This is a genomic window from Sinorhizobium sp. P24N7 (assembly GCF_042436655.1).
Classification (GTDB): domain Bacteria; phylum Pseudomonadota; class Alphaproteobacteria; order Rhizobiales; family Rhizobiaceae; genus Sinorhizobium; species Sinorhizobium meliloti_A.
Map to the genome: position 1 here is coordinate 47,844 of NZ_JBHMIW010000025.1, position 16,169 is coordinate 64,012.

At 63.1% G+C, this 16,169-nt stretch carries 16 protein-coding genes; 15 read left to right on the top strand and 1 reads right to left on the bottom strand.

Going from position 1 to position 16,169, the window contains the following annotated elements:
* Positions 1–73: 73 nt before the first annotated feature.
* The 7 genes from ACFHWW_RS31300 to ACFHWW_RS31330 all read left to right on the top strand — a co-directional run bounded on the left by ACFHWW_RS31300 (position 74) and on the right by ACFHWW_RS31330 (position 8,090).
* Complete coding sequence (locus tag ACFHWW_RS31300) at positions 74–1,240, top strand: transporter substrate-binding domain-containing protein (protein WP_379943131.1); 1,167 nt, start codon at positions 74–76, stop codon at positions 1,238–1,240.
* A complete protein-coding gene (locus ACFHWW_RS31305) occupies positions 1,237–1,851 on the top strand; it encodes an ANTAR domain-containing response regulator (protein ID WP_100673743.1) in 615 nt (204 codons plus the stop codon). The genes ACFHWW_RS31300 and ACFHWW_RS31305 overlap by 4 nt, the downstream gene beginning before the upstream one ends.
* Positions 1,832–2,728 carry an ABC transporter permease gene (locus ACFHWW_RS31310; protein WP_100673742.1) on the top strand — a complete coding sequence of 299 codons (897 nt, stop codon included), beginning with the start codon at positions 1,832–1,834 and terminating at the stop codon, positions 2,726–2,728. Before ACFHWW_RS31305 ends, ACFHWW_RS31310 begins: the two co-directional genes overlap by 20 nt.
* Positions 2,728–3,648: an ABC transporter permease gene (locus ACFHWW_RS31315; RefSeq protein ID WP_018095246.1), complete on the top strand. Its 921-nt coding sequence runs from the start codon at positions 2,728–2,730 to the stop codon at positions 3,646–3,648. The genes ACFHWW_RS31310 and ACFHWW_RS31315 overlap by 1 nt, the downstream gene beginning before the upstream one ends.
* A gap of 41 nt (positions 3,649–3,689) precedes the next feature.
* Complete coding sequence (locus ACFHWW_RS31320) at positions 3,690–5,306, top strand: ABC transporter substrate-binding protein (protein ID WP_127711066.1); 1,617 nt, start codon at positions 3,690–3,692, stop codon at positions 5,304–5,306.
* Positions 5,296–6,240 carry an acetamidase/formamidase family protein gene (locus ACFHWW_RS31325; protein ID WP_275597774.1) on the top strand — a complete coding sequence of 315 codons (945 nt, stop codon included), beginning with the start codon at positions 5,296–5,298 and terminating at the stop codon, positions 6,238–6,240. Before ACFHWW_RS31320 ends, ACFHWW_RS31325 begins: the two co-directional genes overlap by 11 nt.
* Positions 6,241–6,308: 68 nt before the next feature.
* Positions 6,309–8,090, top strand: a complete 1,782-nt coding sequence (locus ACFHWW_RS31330; RefSeq protein ID WP_379943134.1) for an ABC transporter ATP-binding protein — start codon at positions 6,309–6,311, stop codon at positions 8,088–8,090.
* A 23-nt stretch (positions 8,091–8,113) separates the two neighbouring features.
* Here the strand turns inward: ACFHWW_RS31330 and ACFHWW_RS31335 are convergent, their stop codons facing one another.
* A complete protein-coding gene (locus ACFHWW_RS31335) occupies positions 8,114–8,899 on the bottom strand; it encodes a TSUP family transporter (RefSeq protein ID WP_379943136.1) in 786 nt (261 codons plus the stop codon).
* Between the two features lie 325 nt (positions 8,900–9,224).
* Between ACFHWW_RS31335 and ACFHWW_RS31340 the strand changes: the two genes are divergently transcribed.
* The 8 genes from ACFHWW_RS31340 (at position 9,225) to ACFHWW_RS31375 (ending at position 16,168) form a co-directional block, all read left to right on the top strand.
* The gene (locus ACFHWW_RS31340; protein WP_379943169.1) at positions 9,225–9,653 is read left to right on the top strand and encodes a cobalamin biosynthesis protein; all 429 of its coding nucleotides are present in this window, start codon (positions 9,225–9,227) and stop codon (positions 9,651–9,653) included.
* 133 nt (positions 9,654–9,786) lie between these two features.
* The gene (cobA, locus tag ACFHWW_RS31345; RefSeq protein WP_275597775.1) at positions 9,787–10,626 is read left to right on the top strand and encodes a uroporphyrinogen-III C-methyltransferase; all 840 of its coding nucleotides are present in this window, start codon (positions 9,787–9,789) and stop codon (positions 10,624–10,626) included.
* Complete coding sequence (locus ACFHWW_RS31350; RefSeq protein WP_379943138.1) at positions 10,623–11,912, top strand: cobyrinate a,c-diamide synthase; 1,290 nt, start codon at positions 10,623–10,625, stop codon at positions 11,910–11,912. The genes cobA and ACFHWW_RS31350 overlap by 4 nt, the downstream gene beginning before the upstream one ends.
* 2 nt (positions 11,913–11,914) lie before the next feature.
* Positions 11,915–12,916 carry a threonine-phosphate decarboxylase CobD gene (gene cobD, locus ACFHWW_RS31355; protein WP_379943140.1) on the top strand — a complete coding sequence of 334 codons (1,002 nt, stop codon included), beginning with the start codon at positions 11,915–11,917 and terminating at the stop codon, positions 12,914–12,916.
* Positions 12,916–13,902 (top strand): adenosylcobinamide-phosphate synthase CbiB, encoded by a 987-nt coding sequence (gene cbiB / locus ACFHWW_RS31360; RefSeq protein WP_275599853.1) that lies wholly within the window; start codon positions 12,916–12,918, stop codon positions 13,900–13,902. The genes cobD and cbiB overlap by 1 nt, the downstream gene beginning before the upstream one ends.
* A 126-nt stretch (positions 13,903–14,028) precedes the next feature.
* The gene (locus tag ACFHWW_RS31365) at positions 14,029–14,316 is read left to right on the top strand and encodes an acyl carrier protein (RefSeq protein ID WP_010969581.1); all 288 of its coding nucleotides are present in this window, start codon (positions 14,029–14,031) and stop codon (positions 14,314–14,316) included.
* Positions 14,317–14,486: 170 nt separating this feature from the next.
* Positions 14,487–14,963 carry a 3-hydroxyacyl-ACP dehydratase FabZ family protein gene (locus tag ACFHWW_RS31370; RefSeq protein WP_003530766.1) on the top strand — a complete coding sequence of 159 codons (477 nt, stop codon included), beginning with the start codon at positions 14,487–14,489 and terminating at the stop codon, positions 14,961–14,963.
* A 2-nt stretch (positions 14,964–14,965) separates the two neighbouring features.
* A complete protein-coding gene (locus ACFHWW_RS31375; RefSeq protein WP_379943143.1) occupies positions 14,966–16,168 on the top strand; it encodes a beta-ketoacyl-ACP synthase in 1,203 nt (400 codons plus the stop codon).
* Position 16,169: the final 1 nt, after the last annotated feature.

Here is a 16,169-nt window from a genome sequence, read left to right on the forward strand (position 1 = left end):
ATTATCTGTCGGCATCTGGGCCTCGAAGGGAAACTTTGTTTCTCTGCGGGGCCTTTTTGCATTTGAGGGGCGAATGACAGGCAACGTTACCTACCCGGTAGGAGTATTGTTCTCTCGGAGCGGGAGCTACGCGCAGCCGGCGGGCCAAGGCTTTGGCGGCGCAATGGCAGCGATCGAGCATCTCAATGCGTCCGGGCGTTTTCCGTTCAGGCTCGAGGCCCATCATCTCGATCCCGCAGGCGAGGCGGATCGCTATGCACCGCTTTGCAGGCAACTGATCCGCGAGCACGGTGTGCGCCATGTGGTGGGCTGCACCACCTCCTGGAGCCGCAAGGAAGTGATACCCGTGGTCGAGAAGCTCGACGCGCTGCTCTGGTATCCTTGCGTCTATGAAGGTTTCGAGGTTTCCGAAAACCTTATCTACGTCGCCGCCTGTGCCAACCAGCACCTGGTGCCGCTTCTCGACTATATCGCGCCGCGCTTTGGCAGCAGGGCGATGCTTGTCGGCTCCAACTATATCTGGGGCTGGGAGACCAACCGAATCGCACGCGACATTCTCCATCGCTCGGGCGGCGAGGTCCTGGGCGAGCGTTTCGTGTCGATGGGCGACACGGATATCGTCCACCTGATCGACGAGGTGCGCGAGAAGAAACCGGATTTCATCCTGAACAACCTGATCGGCCCGTCGTCATACGCTTTCCTGCGCGCGCTTCACGCTCTCGCTGAAGCGGATGATCGCTTCCATCCGGATAAATGCCCGGTCATCAGCTGCAACCTCTACGAGGGCGAGATCGCCGGGCTCCGACACGCCGCGGCGGGGCATTTCACGGTCAGCTGCTATTTCCGCACGATCCAGTCGCCGGAAAACGACTCCTTCCTGAAGACACTTGCGGCGCTGGATCCGGGCGCCGTAGTCGATGCCTTCTATGTGCAGGCATTCAGTGCCGTGATGATGATCGCCGAGGCGATCGCGCGCAGCGGCAGCGACGATGCGGATGGTGTACGCGCCGCCCTGTGCGGGCAGGCGGTCGATACACCGCTCGGGGCCATCAGCGTCGATCGATGGACGAACCATGTGGAATTGCCGGCCCATATCGGCCGCGCGGGCGCAGATGGCAGTTTCGAGATCGTCAAGCGCTCGTATGAAGCCATCACGCCGGATCCGTTCCTGACATCCACGCCGCTTGTCCGCCCGATGGGAGGGAACGAGGCGCGGCCTGAGCTGAAGGTGGTGAAATGAGATCTGTTCATAACACCCCGAATTTCGATGGCTGGCGGGCGCTCATCCTGCACCGGCCGCATCAGAACGTCGACGCTCTCTTTGCCCAATGCGCCCGCATAGGCATTGCGGCGGAACAGGCCTGGCCGGATTTTCCCGGTGACCGATCTGCAGAGGAGTTCAACGTCCTCCTTATCGACGCAGATATGGGCCACGACGAGCAATTTCCCTGGCGTCAGGGGGAAGCCCCCATGCCGATGATCGCACTGATCGGCTCCGAGGCACCCGGCCGCATCGCCTGGACTATCGCGCAAGGGGCCGACGCGCAGCTTCTGAAGCCCATCGGCAGCGCCGGGCTGTACAGTGCTCTGATGGTCGCAAGCCACAGTTTTGTCCGCCGCCGTGCGCTCGATCGTGACGTCGCCGCATTGAAGCATCGCCTCACGCGGCGCCAGGAACTTGCGGAGGCAACTGCACTGCTGATGCTCCGGAAGAACTGCGGGGCCAGCGAAGCCTACCAGCACCTGCGCCTGACCGCGATGTCGAGCAGCTGCAGCATCGAGGACGTCGCCGCGGCGATCGTCCAGGAATTCGAGAACCACGGATTGAAGAATGCCGACCATGGTCGCTGAAACGGCGCGCAGCAAAGAGAACAGGACACCGGGCGTGTGGACGCGCCTCCTGCGCAGGCCGCTTGCGCTCATCGGTCTTGCGGTCATCGTCGTGGTGGTGGGCGCAGCAGCGCTTGCGCCTTGGATCGTGCCCTATGACCCGCACGAGCAGTTCTTCGAGGGTCTGACCATTGAAGGCGCGCCGCTGCCGCCCAACAGTCAATTCTGGCTCGGTACCGACCTTGTCGGACGCGACCTCCTGAGCCGTCTGATCTATGGCGCGCGCACCTCGCTCGTCATCGGCGTGGTCGCCAATGGCATTGCCGTCGTCATCGGCTCGCTCGTCGGCATTGCAGCCGGCTATTTCCGCGGCTGGGTGGACACCGTGCTGATGCGCTTCACCGACCTGATGATGGCCTTTCCGGCGCTCCTCCTTGCCATCGTTCTGGCCGCGATCTTCACACCCAGCCTGTGGATCGTTGCGATGGTCATCGCCATGGTGAACTGGGTGCAGATCGCCCGCGTCGTCTATACCGAAACCCGCTCGATAGCCGAGCGCGATTTCGTGACTGCCGAGCGGGCCATGGGGGCCGGCGCCGGCCGCATTCTCTTCCGTCACATTCTTCCGCATCTCCTGTCCACGATCATCGTCTGGGCGACGCTCGGGATTGCGACGACGGTGCTTCTGGAGGCGACCCTTTCATTCCTCGGTATCGGCGTGCAGCCGCCCATCCCCTCCTGGGGCAATATCATCTTCGAAAACCAGACCTATTTCACGTCGGCACCGTGGCTGGTGTTCATACCGGGTGCGGCGATCCTGGCGCTCGCGCTCGCCTTCAACCTGGTCGGCGATGCGCTGCGGGATGTTCTCGATCCGACGCAGCAGGGGAGGCATTGATGGCAGCCTATATCGCGCGGCGACTGCTTCAGACGGTCGTCATCCTGCTTGGTATCAGCTTCGTCACCTTCGTTCTCCTCTATCTGATACCGGCCGATCCGGCCAGACAGATCGCCGGCCGCAGCGCAACGGCTCAGACCGTGGAGAACATCCGCGAACAGCTCGGGCTCAATCTGCCTTTCTACGAGCAATATCTGCGCTATGTTTCCGGCCTGGTGCAGGGCGACTTCGGCCGCTCCTACCTGCAGAAGACCGAAGTCGCCACGCTGATCGCGTCGCGGCTTCCCGCAAGTCTCGTGCTGATGGCCGGAGCCATCACTTGTGAACTGATCTTCGGGCTCACCATGGGGATCGTCGCGGCGCTTCGGCGCGGCTCACGCACCGACGACACGCTGATGATCGCCTCTTTCGTCGGGGTGTCGGCGCCGCAGTTCGTGATCGGCATCCTGCTGCTTTATGTCTTCGCCGTGAAGCTCGGCTGGTTCCCGATTGGCGGCTATGGCACTTTCGCCCATCTGGTCCTGCCCTCCGTTACGCTCGGCTTTCTGGGCGCCGGCTGGTATTCGCGCATGATGCGTTCCTCGCTGATCGAAGTGATGCGCCAGGATTTCATCCGCACGGCGCGCGCAACCGGTGCCGGCCGCGCCAAGGTCCTGTTCCGGCACGCAATGCCCAACGCGATACTGCCCGTTATCGCGATGATCGGCATCGACATCGGTCTGTTCATGTCCGGAATAGTCGTGGTGGAAAGCGTCTTTGGCTGGCCCGGCATCGGCCAGCTTGCCTGGCAGGCGATCCAGCGGGTGGACATCCCGATCATCATGGGCGTCACGCTCGTCTCTGCGTTTGCAATCGTGCTCGGCAACCTGCTCGCCGATCTCATCACACCGCTTATCGACCCGCGCATCAAGCTGCGCTGACGCGGGAAGAACCAACAGCAGCACGAAGAAAGGAACTTCAGATGAGGAACTTGCTACTGGCCGGCGTCTGTGCCGCTGCCCTCTTGGGAACTCCTGCGCTTGCCGACGACATCAAGCAGGGCGGCGAAATGACCGTCACCTACAAGGACGATGTTTCGACACTCGATCCGGCGATCGGCTACGACTGGCAGAACTGGTCGATGATCAAGTCGCTGTTCGACGGCCTGATGGATTATGTCCCGGGCACGACCGAGCTGCGTCCCGACCTTGCCGAATCCTACGAAATCTCTGAAGACGGCAAAGTCTTCACGTTCAAGCTGCGCCAGGGCGTCAAGTTTCACAATGGCCGCGAGCTGACGGCCGAAGACGTGAAATATTCGATCGAGCGCGTGGTGAACCCGACGACCCAAAGCCCAGGCGCCGGCTTCTTTTCGACGATCAAAGGCTTTGAAGATGCCTCTGCCGGCAAGGCGGAGGGGCTGTCCGGCATCACGGTGCAGGATCCGCACACGATCAGGTTCGAACTGACCCGTCCCGACGCCACATTCCTCCACGTCATGGCCCTCAACTTTGCGCATGTCGTGCCGAAGGAAGAGGTCGAGAAACACGGCGCCGACTTCGGGAAGAATCCCGTCGGTTCCGGCGCGTTCAAGCTTGCCGAGTGGACGCTTGGGCAGCGCCTCGTTTTCGAGCGCTTCGCCGACTACTGGAACGAAGGGCTTCCGAAGCTGGACCGCATCACCTTCGAGGTTGGCCAGGAGCCGGTCGTCGCGCTGCTTCGGCTGCAGAATGGGGAAATCGACGTGCCCGGGGACGGCATTCCGCCGGCGAAGTTCGTCGAAGTGACGAATGATCCGAACTTCAAGGACCTGATCATCCAGGGTGGCCAGCTGCACACCGGCTATGTGACGATGAACGTCAAGATGGCTCCCTTCGACAAGGTCGAGGTGCGCAAGGCTGTGAACATGGCCATCAACAAGGATCGTATCCTGCGTATCATCAACGGTCGCGCGGTTGCCGCCAACCAGCCGCTGCCGCCCTCGATGCCTGGCTACGCAAAGGACTATGCAGGTTATGCCTACGATCCCGACGGTGCCAAGAAGCTGCTCGAGCAAGCTGGCCTCGCGGACGGGTTCTCGACCGAACTCTATGTCATGAACACCGACCCGCAGCCGCGCATCGCCCAGGCGATCCAGCAGGACCTGAAGGCGATCGGCATCACGGCATCCATCAAATCGCTCGCACAGGCCAATGTCATTGCGGCCGGCGGCGAGGAAAACCAGGCGCCGATGATCTGGTCGGGCGGCATGGCGTGGATTGCCGATTTCCCCGATCCCTCGAACTTCTATGGTCCCATTCTGGGTTGCGGCGGTGCCGTGCCGGGAGGCTGGAACTGGTCCTGGTACTGCAATGAAGAGCTCGACAAGAAGGCAGCCGAAGCCGACGCCATCGTCGACCCGGCAAAGGCCGCGGAGCGCGAGGCCCTGTGGCGCGACATCTATCTGAAGATCATGGAGGACGCGCCCTGGGCGCCGATCTTCAACGAGGAGCGCTTCACCATCCGCTCCGAGCGTATCGGCGGCGACGACAAGCTGTTCGTCGATCCGGTCCACATCCCCGTCCATTACGATCAGGTATATGCAAAAGATGTGCAGTAACTGCGACTACACCATCCACGGACGCCATCACCATTACGGCTGGGATCATTCGATCCCGCCGGCGGAAACCGTGGCGCCCGGCTCGCGGCTCGAGTTCAATTGCCTGGACTCCGGCTCCGGTCATTTCACCGCCGACAGCACGGTTGCCGATGTCTCGACGGTCGATTTTACGAAGGTCAATCCGGTCACCGGTCCCATCTATGTCGATGGGGCCAAGCCGGGGGACGCCCTGAAGGTGACCATCGAGCACTTCAAGCCGAGCGGCTTTGGCTGGACGGCCAATATTCCGGGCTTCGGGCTCCTCGCCGATCAGTTCGCCGAGCCGGCGCTGACACTGTGGAAATATGATCCGGCTACGCTCGCTCCCGCAGCCTTCGGCGAGCTCGGCCGGGTTCCCCTGAAGCCCTTCGCCGGAACGATCGGGCTCGCGCCGGCAGAGCCGGGGCTGCATTCCGTAGTTCCGCCGCGGCGGGTAGGAGGCAATCTCGACATTCGCGATCTAGCGGCGGGAACGACCCTTTACCTGCCCGTCGAGGTGGAGGGCGCCTTGTTCTCCATCGGCGACACACATGCGGCGCAGGGGGATGGCGAAGTCTGCGGCACGGCCATCGAAAGCGCGATGGATGTGGTCGTGAAGCTGGAGCTGGTGAAGGACGCCAATCTCAAGATGCCGCGCTTTACCACGCCGGGCCCCGTCACACGGCATCTCGACGCCGAGGGTTATGAGGTCACGACCGGCATTGGAAGCGATCTGATGGAAGGTGCGCGTGCGGCCGTATCCGGCATGATCGACCTTCTCTGTGCGACACGCGGCATGAAGCCGGAAGACGCCTATATGCTGTGCTCGGTCTGCGGCGACCTCCGCATCAGTGAGGTCGTCGACCAGCCGAACTGGGTCGTGTCCTTCTATTTCCCGCGCATCGTCTTTGCGTGACGAACGGCCCTGTTCCGCCTCGGCGGGGCAGGGCGTCCTCCTGATGACATTGCCGAGGCCTCTGCCCGATGACTTCCTCTCTGCTTTCCGTGAAGGAACTGACCGTCCAGGTGGCCACGCCGACCGGGCCGAAGGTCGTGGTGGAGCGTCTGTCCTTCGATCTTCTTCCCGGCAGGACGCTTTGTCTTGCAGGCGAGAGCGGATCGGGAAAGTCGATGACCGCGCTTTCGCTGATGCAGCTGCTGCCGAAGCCGATGGCACGTATTGCGGGCGGCTCGGCCACTCTCGATGGCGAGGACATATTGGCGCTTCCGGAAGCGCGCATGCGGCAAATTCGCGGGCGCAAGATCGGGATGATCTTCCAGGAGCCGATGACCTCGCTCAACCCGGTGATGACGGTCGGCAATCAGCTGATCGGTGCGATCACCGCGCATGGAAACGCCAGTGGCCGGCGCGCCGCGCGGGTGCGGGCCGTAGAACTCCTGGACCAGGTTCAGATCCCGGAGCCGGAGCGGCGGCTCGGCCAATATCCGCACGAGCTTTCCGGCGGCTTGCGTCAGCGCATCGTCATCGCGATGGCACTCGCGCAGAACCCGCGAATTCTGATCGCCGACGAGCCCACGACGGCGCTCGACGTAACGGTTCAGGCGCAGATCCTGGCCCTTATTCGCAAGCTGCAGGCCGATCATGGGATTTCGGTGATCATGATCACCCATGACATGGGCGTGGTCGCGGAGATGGCCGACGAGGTGCTGGTGATGAAGCATGGCCGCACCGTCGAGCACGCAACCAGCAGGGATCTTTTCGCGCATCCGCGGGATGCGTACACGAAGGAACTCCTTTCCGCTGTGCCGCGCCTCGGCGAAATGGCGGGAACGGAGGCACCGAAACGCGCAGCGGCGAAGGCGGTCGCGGCAGGATCTCAGCCAGACGACGAACAGCCGATGCTCGAGGTCGAGAACCTCACGGTGCGTTTCGACATCAAGGGCGGCATCCTTCAGCGCCCGGTCAGGCGACTTCACGCGGTGGAGGGCATTTCTTTCTCCGTGCGCAGGGGTGAGACGCTGTCTCTCGTCGGAGAATCCGGTTGCGGCAAGTCGACGACCGGCAAGGCGCTCTTGAACCTTGTCCCGTGGACGGGAGACATCCGCGTCGACGGACGCTCCACGCATGGCTTGCGGGGGAGCACCATGCGGCCCATCCTGCGCGACGTCCAGATGATCTTCCAGGACCCTTACGCATCGCTGGATCCGCGAATGCGCGTCGGTGATCTGGTGGCCGAGCCACTGGTGATCCACGGCCTTGCAAGCGGAAGCGAGCTGCGTGACCGGGTGGAGTATCTTTTCAAGCGGGTCGGATTGTCGCCCGAGCAGATGAAGCGCTACCCGCATGAGTTTTCGGGCGGTCAGCGGCAGCGCATCTGCATAGCGCGCGCCCTGTCTCTCTCGCCGAAGCTCATCGTCGCAGATGAGTCCGTCGCGGCACTCGACGTGTCGATCCAGGCTCAGGTGCTCGATCTCCTGCAGGACATCCAGGACGAGACCGGCGTCTCCTACCTGTTTATTTCTCACGACATGGCAGTCGTCGAGCAAATCAGCCATCGGGTAGCGGTCATGTATATGGGCCGTTTCGTAGAAACGGGCACGCGGCGGCAGATCTTCGAGAATCCGCAGCATCCCTATACGAAGAAACTGATGGCTGCCGTTCCCGTGGCAGATCCGGGTCGAGCGCGCCGGGATTTCGTGCCGAAAGCGGAAGACCTGCCGAGTCCCGTGCGGGCCCTGGACTATGTGCCGTCCTTCCCGCCGCCATCGGATCTGGGCGGCGGACATCTCGTCTGGAGCGGCTGAACGCTCATCGGTTTTCGACTGGCCTAAAGCCCCAGCCAGATCCGCAGCGGATATCCCGGATCGGCGAGCAGCCGGATGGCGAGCGCGATCGAAACGACGACCAGCAAAGGCTTGATGATCTTCGCGCCCTTTGCCATCGCATAACGCGAGCCGACCTGCGCGCCGAGGAACTGGCCGACGCCCATCGTCAGGCCGATCTTCCAGAGCACGACGCCGCTGAGCAGGAAGACGAAAAATGCGCCGATATTGGAGCCGAAATTCAGGAATTTCGTGTGCGCCGTCGCCTTGAGGATGCCGTAGCCTGCGAGGGAGACGAAACCGAGCATGAAGAAGGAACCTGTGCCCGGACCGAAAACGCCGTCATAGAGGCCGATCAGGGGCACGAAGGTGATGGTGAACAGGAACACCGACAGCCGCCGATGCTTGTCGATGTCGCCGATATTCGGCTTGAAGCCGAAGTAGAGCGCGATGCCGATCAACAGGAACGGCAGCACGGCCTCCAGGACGTCCGCGGGAACGACCGTCGCCAGCAAGGCGCCCAAAACTGCGCCCCCCGCCGACATCAGGGCCATCGGGAGCTGCTCCCTGAGGTTCACATGGCCGTGCCGGGCATAGGCGATGCTCGCCGACCCGGAGCCGAAAAGGGATTGCAGCTTGTTGGTGCCCAGCGTCTCGAGCGGTGGAATCCCCGCAATCAGCATGGCCGGGATGGTAATCATCCCGCCGCCGCCGGCGATCGAATCGATGAAGCCGGCAAGGAATGCGGCCGCAAAAAGAAAGAGCAGTATGTGGAGGGCTAGGTCGTGCACTGGAGTCTCGAGCAAATAGGGCGGCGGAACTGCTTCAGCCGCCTTGTGTCAGAGCTGACGCCGAAATGCAAAGAATTGTCTTGAGGGCGTTCCGTGACCGCACGGTTTGCGACACGTGGATGGCGCAATCCGGTTTGACCGACCTGAAACGCTCCGATAAAAATGACGATCATGCGACGGCGTCCGTTCAGGCGGACTGAAAGAGCGTCCGGTGCGGCCGACCCATGCAGGGGGCTTGATCCGGTGCTGTCCGGACCGGTACGTGGCATTTGCCAGGCCGGCGCTTCGTATGGAACGCCGACGCCGCATGGGAGCCGCACCGCATATGCCTTCCGCCGAAGGACACATCACCGCCGAACTCGTGCTCGGCCTTGGCTGCGAGCGCAACACTGCGCCCGAAGAGGTGATCGCGCTTGCCGAACAGGCGCTGGCGGATGCCGGCGCTTCCGGCAGGGATGTCGCACTCGTCGCCTCTCTGGATGCGCGAACCGATGAGCCCGCGATCCATGCGGTGGCGCGGCACTTTTCGGTGCCCACGCATTTCTTCGACGCTGCCACGCTGGAGGCGCAATCGTCGCGTCTAAAAAATCCATCGAAGGTCGTCTTTGCCCATACGGGTTGCCACGGCGTTGCTGAAGGCGCGGCTCTGGCGGCCGCCGGGTGCGACGCGGTGCTGCTTGTACCTAAGATCCGATCGGTGCGGGCGACGGCGGCAATCGCCGGACCGGCGGATTTTGCAAAGGGAGCCGTGTGATGGCCTCGGCCGAATTTTGCAGTTTCTTTGATGAGCGGATTCAATTATCTGCCATTGTTTCCTGCATAACGACTTCAAGCATTTCCTTCGTCGGATCGGATGGAATGCCTTGCTTTGCCCGGAGTATCGACCGATGACCGACATGTTTGCCGGCCTGCCTGATCTCGAGCCGGGTTCGGTCTGGCTCGTCGGCGCGGGCCCGGGCGATCCCGGCCTTCTGACCCTGCACGCAGCCAACGCGCTTCGCCAGGCGGATGTGATCGTTCACGACGCGCTGGTCAACGGTGATTGCCTCAAGCTCGCCAAAGCGAGTGCCGCACTCGAATTTGCGGGCAAGCGCGGCGGCAAGCCTTCGCCGAAACAGCGCGATATCTCGCTGCGGCTGGTCGAACTGGCACGTGAAGGGAAGAGGGTGCTGCGCCTCAAGGGTGGCGATCCCTTTGTCTTCGGCCGCGGCGGAGAGGAGGCGCTGACCCTGGTCGAGCACCGCATCCCGTTTCGCATCGTTCCCGGGATCACCGCGGGCATAGGCGGGCTTGCCTATGCCGGTATTCCGGTCACGCATCGGGAGGTGAACCACGCGGTGACTTTCCTCACCGGCCATGATTCTTCCGGCGTCGTGCCGGACAGGATCAATTGGGAAGGCATTGCCAAGGGCTCTCCGGTGATCGTCATGTACATGGCGATGAAGCATATCGGCCAGATCTCGGCCAACCTGATCGCCGCCGGCCGCTCGCCGGACGAGCCTGTGGCTTTCGTCTGCAATGCCGCGACGCCGGAGCAGGTGGTGCTGGAAACCACGCTTTCGTCCGCTGAGACCGATGTAACCGCTTCGGGGCTCGAGCCGCCGGCAATCGTCGTCGTCGGCGAAGTCGTCCGGCTGCGCGCCTCGCTCGACTGGCTTGGCGCTCTCGATGGCCGGGCGCTCGCTCCCGATCCGTTTTCGAGCCGCATTCTCCGGAATCCGGCATGAATGGAGTGATGATTGCAGCCCCGAGCTCCGGCTCGGGCAAGACCACGGTCACGCTCGGCCTGATGCGGGCATTGAAACGGCGCGGGCTCTCGATCGCGCCTGGAAAGGCGGGGCCGGACTATATCGACCCGGCGTTTCACACGGCTGCCAGCGGCAAACCCTGCTTCAATTATGACCCTTGGGCAATGCGCCCCGAACTGCTCCTTGCCAATGCGGCGGCTGCGACGGAAGACGGGTCGGTGCTGATCATGGAGGCGATGATGGGCCTCTTTGACGGCGCAGCGGATGGCACGGGCGCGCCGGCGGATCTCGCCGCAGCACTCGGACTTGCAGTGATCCTGGTCGTCGATTGCGCGCGCCTCTCCCATTCCGTGGCCGCCCTGGTTGGCGGCTATGCCCGTCACCGCGACGATGTCCGTGTCGCGGGCGTCATTCTGAACAAGGTCGGCAGCGACCGGCATGAGGGAATGCTGCGCGATGCGCTTGCCGGAATTGCGATGCCGGTCTTCGGCGTGCTGCGGCAGGACGCAGCACTGAAGCTGCCCGAACGCCACCTGGGCCTCGTACAGGCAGGCGAGCATGGATCGCTGGAAGCCTTCATCGATCACGCGGCAATGCGGGTCGCATCGGGTTGCGATCTCGAGGCGGTGCTTGCTGCGGCGACGCCGCTGACGGTGGGAGAGACGGCCGGGACGCTAACGCCGCTCGGCCAGCGGACAGCCGTCGCACGCGACGTGGCCTTCGCCTTCTGCTACGAGCATCTTCTTTCCGGCTGGCGCGGGCAGGGGGCCGAAATCACGTTCTTCTCGCCTCTTGCGGACGAGGGGCCCGATCCGCTTGCCGATGCGGTCTATCTCCCCGGCGGTTATCCCGAGCTTCATCCGGAACAGCTCTCCAATGCTTCGAATTTCCGCGCGGCCATGCACAAGGCCGCTGGAGGCGCGGCGCGCATCTTCGGGGAGTGCGGCGGCTACATGGTGCTGGGCGACGGGCTTGTCGCGGCGGATGGCGGGCGTTACGAGATGCTCGGGCTTTTGCCGCTCGTCACGAGCTTTGCCGAACGCAAGCGGCATCTCGGCTACCGGCACGTGACACCGGTCGACGACGTGTTTTTCCGCGGACCGATGACCGCGCACGAATTTCACTATGCCACGATCGTTTCGGAGGGAGCGGCTGAGCCCCTCTTCACGGCACGGGACGCGGCAGGGCTCGATCTCGGCCGCGCCGGCCTCCGTCGCCGGAATGTTGCCGGCTCCTTCATGCATCTCATCGATTTCTCGGAATGATCATGGCCGCTCCCATCATTCATGGCGGCGCGATCACGGAAGCCGCAGCGCGTTTCGGCGGCACGCCCGACGACTGGCTTGATCTCTCGACGGGGATCAACCCGTGTCCCGTCGCCCTGCCGGAAATCGACGCGCGCGTCTGGCACCGATTGCCCGATCAGCATGTGGAAGAGGCGGCGCGTGCGGCGGCCAGGGGCTACTACCGAACGGGCGAACTCATGCCATTGCCGGTGCCCGGAACCCAGGCCGTCATTCAATTGCTCCCGCGGATCGCGGTCCCGGGAAAGCGCGTCGCCGTATTTGCGCCGACCTATGGCGAATATGCGCGCGTTCTGAAAGCCGCCGGCCTTACCGTCGACACCGTCACATGCGCCGGTGATCTCCGGACGGCGCACGGCCTGGCGGTCGTCGTCAATCCGAACAATCCGACCGGACGGCTCTTTCCGCCGGAGGAAATCCTTGCAATGGCGGAGGCGATGCGGGTGCATGACGGCCTGCTCGTGGTGGACGAGGCCTTCGGGGATCTGGAGCCGGACGCAAGCGTCGCCGGACACGTTGCCGCCAATGACAACCTTGTCGTTTTCCGGTCTTTCGGGAAATTCTTCGGTCTTGCGGGCCTTCGGCTCGGCTTTGTGGTCGCGAACCGGTCGATCGAGCAGTCGTTTCGTGACTGGCTCGGCCCCTGGTCGGTCTCGGGTCCGGCACTTGCCATTTCGGCGAAGCTGATGGAAAGCGACACGCCGGGGATCAAGGCCGGCATCGCGGAACGCAAGGCCGCGCTCGATGCGGTGCTTCTCGGCGCGGGGCTCGAGGTGGTCGGCGGCACCGGCCTCTTCACGCTCGTAGAACACGAACGGGCTTACGATCTTCACGCGGCGCTCTGCGAGGCGCATATCCTGACGCGAAAGTTCGACTACGATCCGCGCTGGCTGCGTATCGGATTGTCGCCGAACGCGCAGGGCGACCGTCGTCTCGCCGAGGCCTTGAACCGGATGGGTGTGTAGTGTCGGCTGAAATACTTCTGATCCTCGTGATGGCGCTGCTGCTGGACCGCATCCTCGGCGATCCGGACTGGCTCTGGTCGCGTCTGACCCATCCGGTGGTGTTCTTCGGCAAGGCGGTCGAATTCGTGGACGAGGCGCTTAACCGCGGCGAATTCACCAAGGCCTGGCTGAAATTCCGCGGTGTCGTCGGCATTCTGGTACTGCTCGCCGGAGCCACGGCCTTGGGTGTCGTCCTCGCTCGGCTTTTCGATGTGCTTGGCGCCCTCGGCTCTTTGCTCGAGGTTGTCACGGTGGCCGTCTTCCTCGCCCAAAAGAGCCTTGCCGATCACGTTTCCCGGGTTGCCGTCGGCCTGCGACGCGATGGGCTTGCGGGCGGCCGCAAGGCGGTATCGATGATCGTTGGACGTGATCCGAACACACTCGACGAGCCGGCCGTCTGCCGGGCGGCGATCGAAAGCCTTGCGGAAAACTTTTCAGACGGCGTCGTCGCTCCCGCTTTCTGGTATGCGGTTGCCGGACTTCCCGGCCTTCTTGCCTACAAGATGCTGAACACGGCCGACTCGATGATCGGCCACAAGAGCCCGAAATATCTTCATTTCGGCTGGGCTTCGGCGCGGCTCGACGACCTGGCGAACCTGCCCGCGGCCCGGCTCTCGGCCCTCCTGATTGCGGCCGGCGCCTATTTCCGGCGCGGTGCGGAAGCGGCGAAAACCGCAATCGAGGTGGCGCGGCGCGATCACGGACTTCACCGCTCGCCCAATTCCGGCTGGCCCGAGGCTGCGATGGCAGGCGCCGTCGGCATTCAGCTTGCAGGCCCGAGAATCTATGGTGGCGTGAAGGTCGACGAGCCCATGATGAACGATGCCGGACGTGCGGTTGCTGCCATAGAGGATATCGAGGCTGCGGTCACCGTCTTCTATGCGGCCTGCTCCGTGATGGCGCTCGCTTTCGCGATCGTCGCCTTGCCGCTTCTGGTTTTCTTCTAGGTAAACGGCCCTCTCCTGGCGGTTTAGCAACATCTGTTTCAAATCGCGGTGGCAAAAGCCTGTGGGGCATTGGCTTTTCCGGTGCATTTTTCTATAGGGTTCGCCAAGACTCGAATTTTAAGAGGTATGCGCGTGACAGCTACATTCGACAAGGTTGCCGATATTATCGCGGAAACGAGCGAGATCGATCGCGAGACGATCAAGCCGGAAAGCCACACGATCGATGATCTCGGCATCGACAGCCTCGACTTTCTCGACATCGTTTTTGCGATCGACAAGGAATTCGGCATCAAGATCCCGCTGGAGCAGTGGACTCAGGAAGTCAACGAAGGCAAGGTCTCGACCGAGGAATACTTCGTGCTGAAGAACCTCTGTGCCAAGATCGACGAGCTGCGGGCCGCCAAAGCGGGTTGAGGAAGCCTCAAGCGGCTTTCCGCGTGGATTCCGCTTTCATCTGCGATCGGAGTTTTAGCGATCATCGCTGACACGGATCGGCCCTTTCCCGATGCCGCCTGTCGCGCCCCGCGCTTGACAGGCGGCATCGGCATTTTTACTTGAGCGCGAAACGAATGGGATGAGCCTGAATGCTCCTTGAATATTTCCAGATGATCGACCGGGTCGAAACCGTCGATCTGTCGGCAGGCCGTCTCGTGGCGCGCTCGGTCGTGCCGGAGAAGAGCCCGGTATTCGAGGGGCATTTCCCCGGCTATCCGCTGGTCCCGGGCGTGCTGCTTATCGAAACCATGGCGCAGGCTTCCGGTTTTCTCGTGCTGGCCGCCACGAAATTCGCCGCAATGCCGTTCCTGATGACGGTCGATGGTGCCAAGATGCGCAGCTTCGTGGAACCGAACGCCGAGCTTGAGATCGAGGCTCTGCTCGAGCACGAGGGATCCGGCTTTGCCGTGACGAAGGCCAGGATTGCGTCTGGCGGCAAGAAGATATGCGATGCCCAGCTGAAGCTGAGGACGATTCCGTTCGACCAGGTGCCGCTGGGCGACATCGTGCGCAAGCGTGCGGAAGAACTGGGGCTCATGGCCGCGATGGCCGGTTCGGAGAAGTGAAGATGAGGAAATCCGCGAACGATGTGGTGATCACCGGGGTAGGCATCGTGACGAGCCAGGGCGTTGGCGCCGAGCCTCACGTGGCGCTGCTCGGCGCGGCCGAGCCGCCTGAGGCCCGCATAGAGACGGAACGCTTCGCACCCTATCCGATCCATCCGTTGCCGGAAATCGATTGGTCGCAGCAGATTCCGAAACGGGGCGATCAGCGGCAGATGGAGAACTGGCAGCGCCTCGGCGTTTTCGCTGCCGGCCTGGCGCTCGACGACGCTGGTCTCAAGGACAACCTCGAAGCCTGCGGCAGCATGGACATGATCGTCGCGGCCGGCGGCGGCGAGCGCGACATCAATGTCGACTCGCTCATCGTCGACGAGGCGCTGAAGCGCAACGACCGCGAACGGCTCTTGAACGAGAAGCTAACGACGGAACTGCGCCCGACGCTGTTTCTGGCGCAGCTTTCGAACCTTCTCGCCGGCAACATCTCCATCGTGCACAAGGTTACGGGTTCGTCGCGCACTTTCATGGGCGAAGAGGCGGCCGGCATTTCCGCGATCGAGACGGCCTTTGCCCGCATTAAGGCCGGTCAGTCGAGCCACACGCTCGTCGGCGGTGCATTTTCGGCCGAGCGTCTCGACATCGTCCTGATGATCGAGGCGATCCAGGGCCATGCGCTCGGTGAATGGCATCCGATCTGGTCGCGCAGGCCCGAGGACGGGGGCGGTATGATCCTCGGCTCCGTTGGCGCCTTCCTGGTTCTGGAGTCGCGCGAATATGCCGAGTCGCGCGGCGCCCGCATCTATGCGACGATCGATGCGATCGGCGGCGACCGCGGCAGCCGCGAGGACGGGCGGCTCGAAGCGCGCCTCAGATATTTGTCGAAACCGGCCCTGGAGCTCGATCCGCAGTCGACCGTCGTCTTTTCCGGCACCTCGGGCTTCCATGACCTTGCCGGACGGGAGAAGGCGTTTCTCGAGACCGAACTCGCCGGCCGGCCTGTCCGTGCCTATGGCGGGCTCGTCGGTCACGGCATCGAGGCGCAGTTTCCGGTCGGCATGGTCCTGGCCGCGCTCTCGCTCGGACACGCAGCCGAGGTTCCGCCTTTCGACCCCGCCGCCGAAGCCCCGATGCTGGCGCCGGCCAGGGCGGCGGTCGTTACCACCATCGGCCACTCCCGTGGCGAAGGCGTCGCCGTGCTTGCCGCGGAATAAG

Coding starts and splice junctions, on each gene's coding strand:
- ACFHWW_RS31300 (WP_379943131.1), top strand. CDS start 74: ATGACAGGCAACGTTACCTACCCGGTAGGAGTATTGTTCTCTCGGAGC.
- ACFHWW_RS31305 (WP_100673743.1), top strand. CDS start 1,237: ATGAGATCTGTTCATAACACCCCGAATTTCGATGGCTGGCGGGCGCTC.
- ACFHWW_RS31310 (WP_100673742.1), top strand. CDS start 1,832: ATGCCGACCATGGTCGCTGAAACGGCGCGCAGCAAAGAGAACAGGACA.
- ACFHWW_RS31315 (WP_018095246.1), top strand. CDS start 2,728: ATGGCAGCCTATATCGCGCGGCGACTGCTTCAGACGGTCGTCATCCTG.
- ACFHWW_RS31320 (WP_127711066.1), top strand. CDS start 3,690: ATGAGGAACTTGCTACTGGCCGGCGTCTGTGCCGCTGCCCTCTTGGGA.
- ACFHWW_RS31325 (WP_275597774.1), top strand. CDS start 5,296: ATGTGCAGTAACTGCGACTACACCATCCACGGACGCCATCACCATTAC.
- ACFHWW_RS31330 (WP_379943134.1), top strand. CDS start 6,309: ATGACTTCCTCTCTGCTTTCCGTGAAGGAACTGACCGTCCAGGTGGCC.
- ACFHWW_RS31340 (WP_379943169.1), top strand. CDS start 9,225: ATGCCTTCCGCCGAAGGACACATCACCGCCGAACTCGTGCTCGGCCTT.
- cobA (WP_275597775.1), top strand. CDS start 9,787: ATGACCGACATGTTTGCCGGCCTGCCTGATCTCGAGCCGGGTTCGGTC.
- ACFHWW_RS31350 (WP_379943138.1), top strand. CDS start 10,623: ATGAATGGAGTGATGATTGCAGCCCCGAGCTCCGGCTCGGGCAAGACC.
- cobD (WP_379943140.1), top strand. CDS start 11,915: ATGGCCGCTCCCATCATTCATGGCGGCGCGATCACGGAAGCCGCAGCG.
- ACFHWW_RS31365 (WP_010969581.1), top strand. CDS start 14,029: ATGCGCGTGACAGCTACATTCGACAAGGTTGCCGATATTATCGCGGAA.
- ACFHWW_RS31370 (WP_003530766.1), top strand. CDS start 14,487: ATGCTCCTTGAATATTTCCAGATGATCGACCGGGTCGAAACCGTCGAT.
- ACFHWW_RS31375 (WP_379943143.1), top strand. CDS start 14,966: ATGAGGAAATCCGCGAACGATGTGGTGATCACCGGGGTAGGCATCGTG.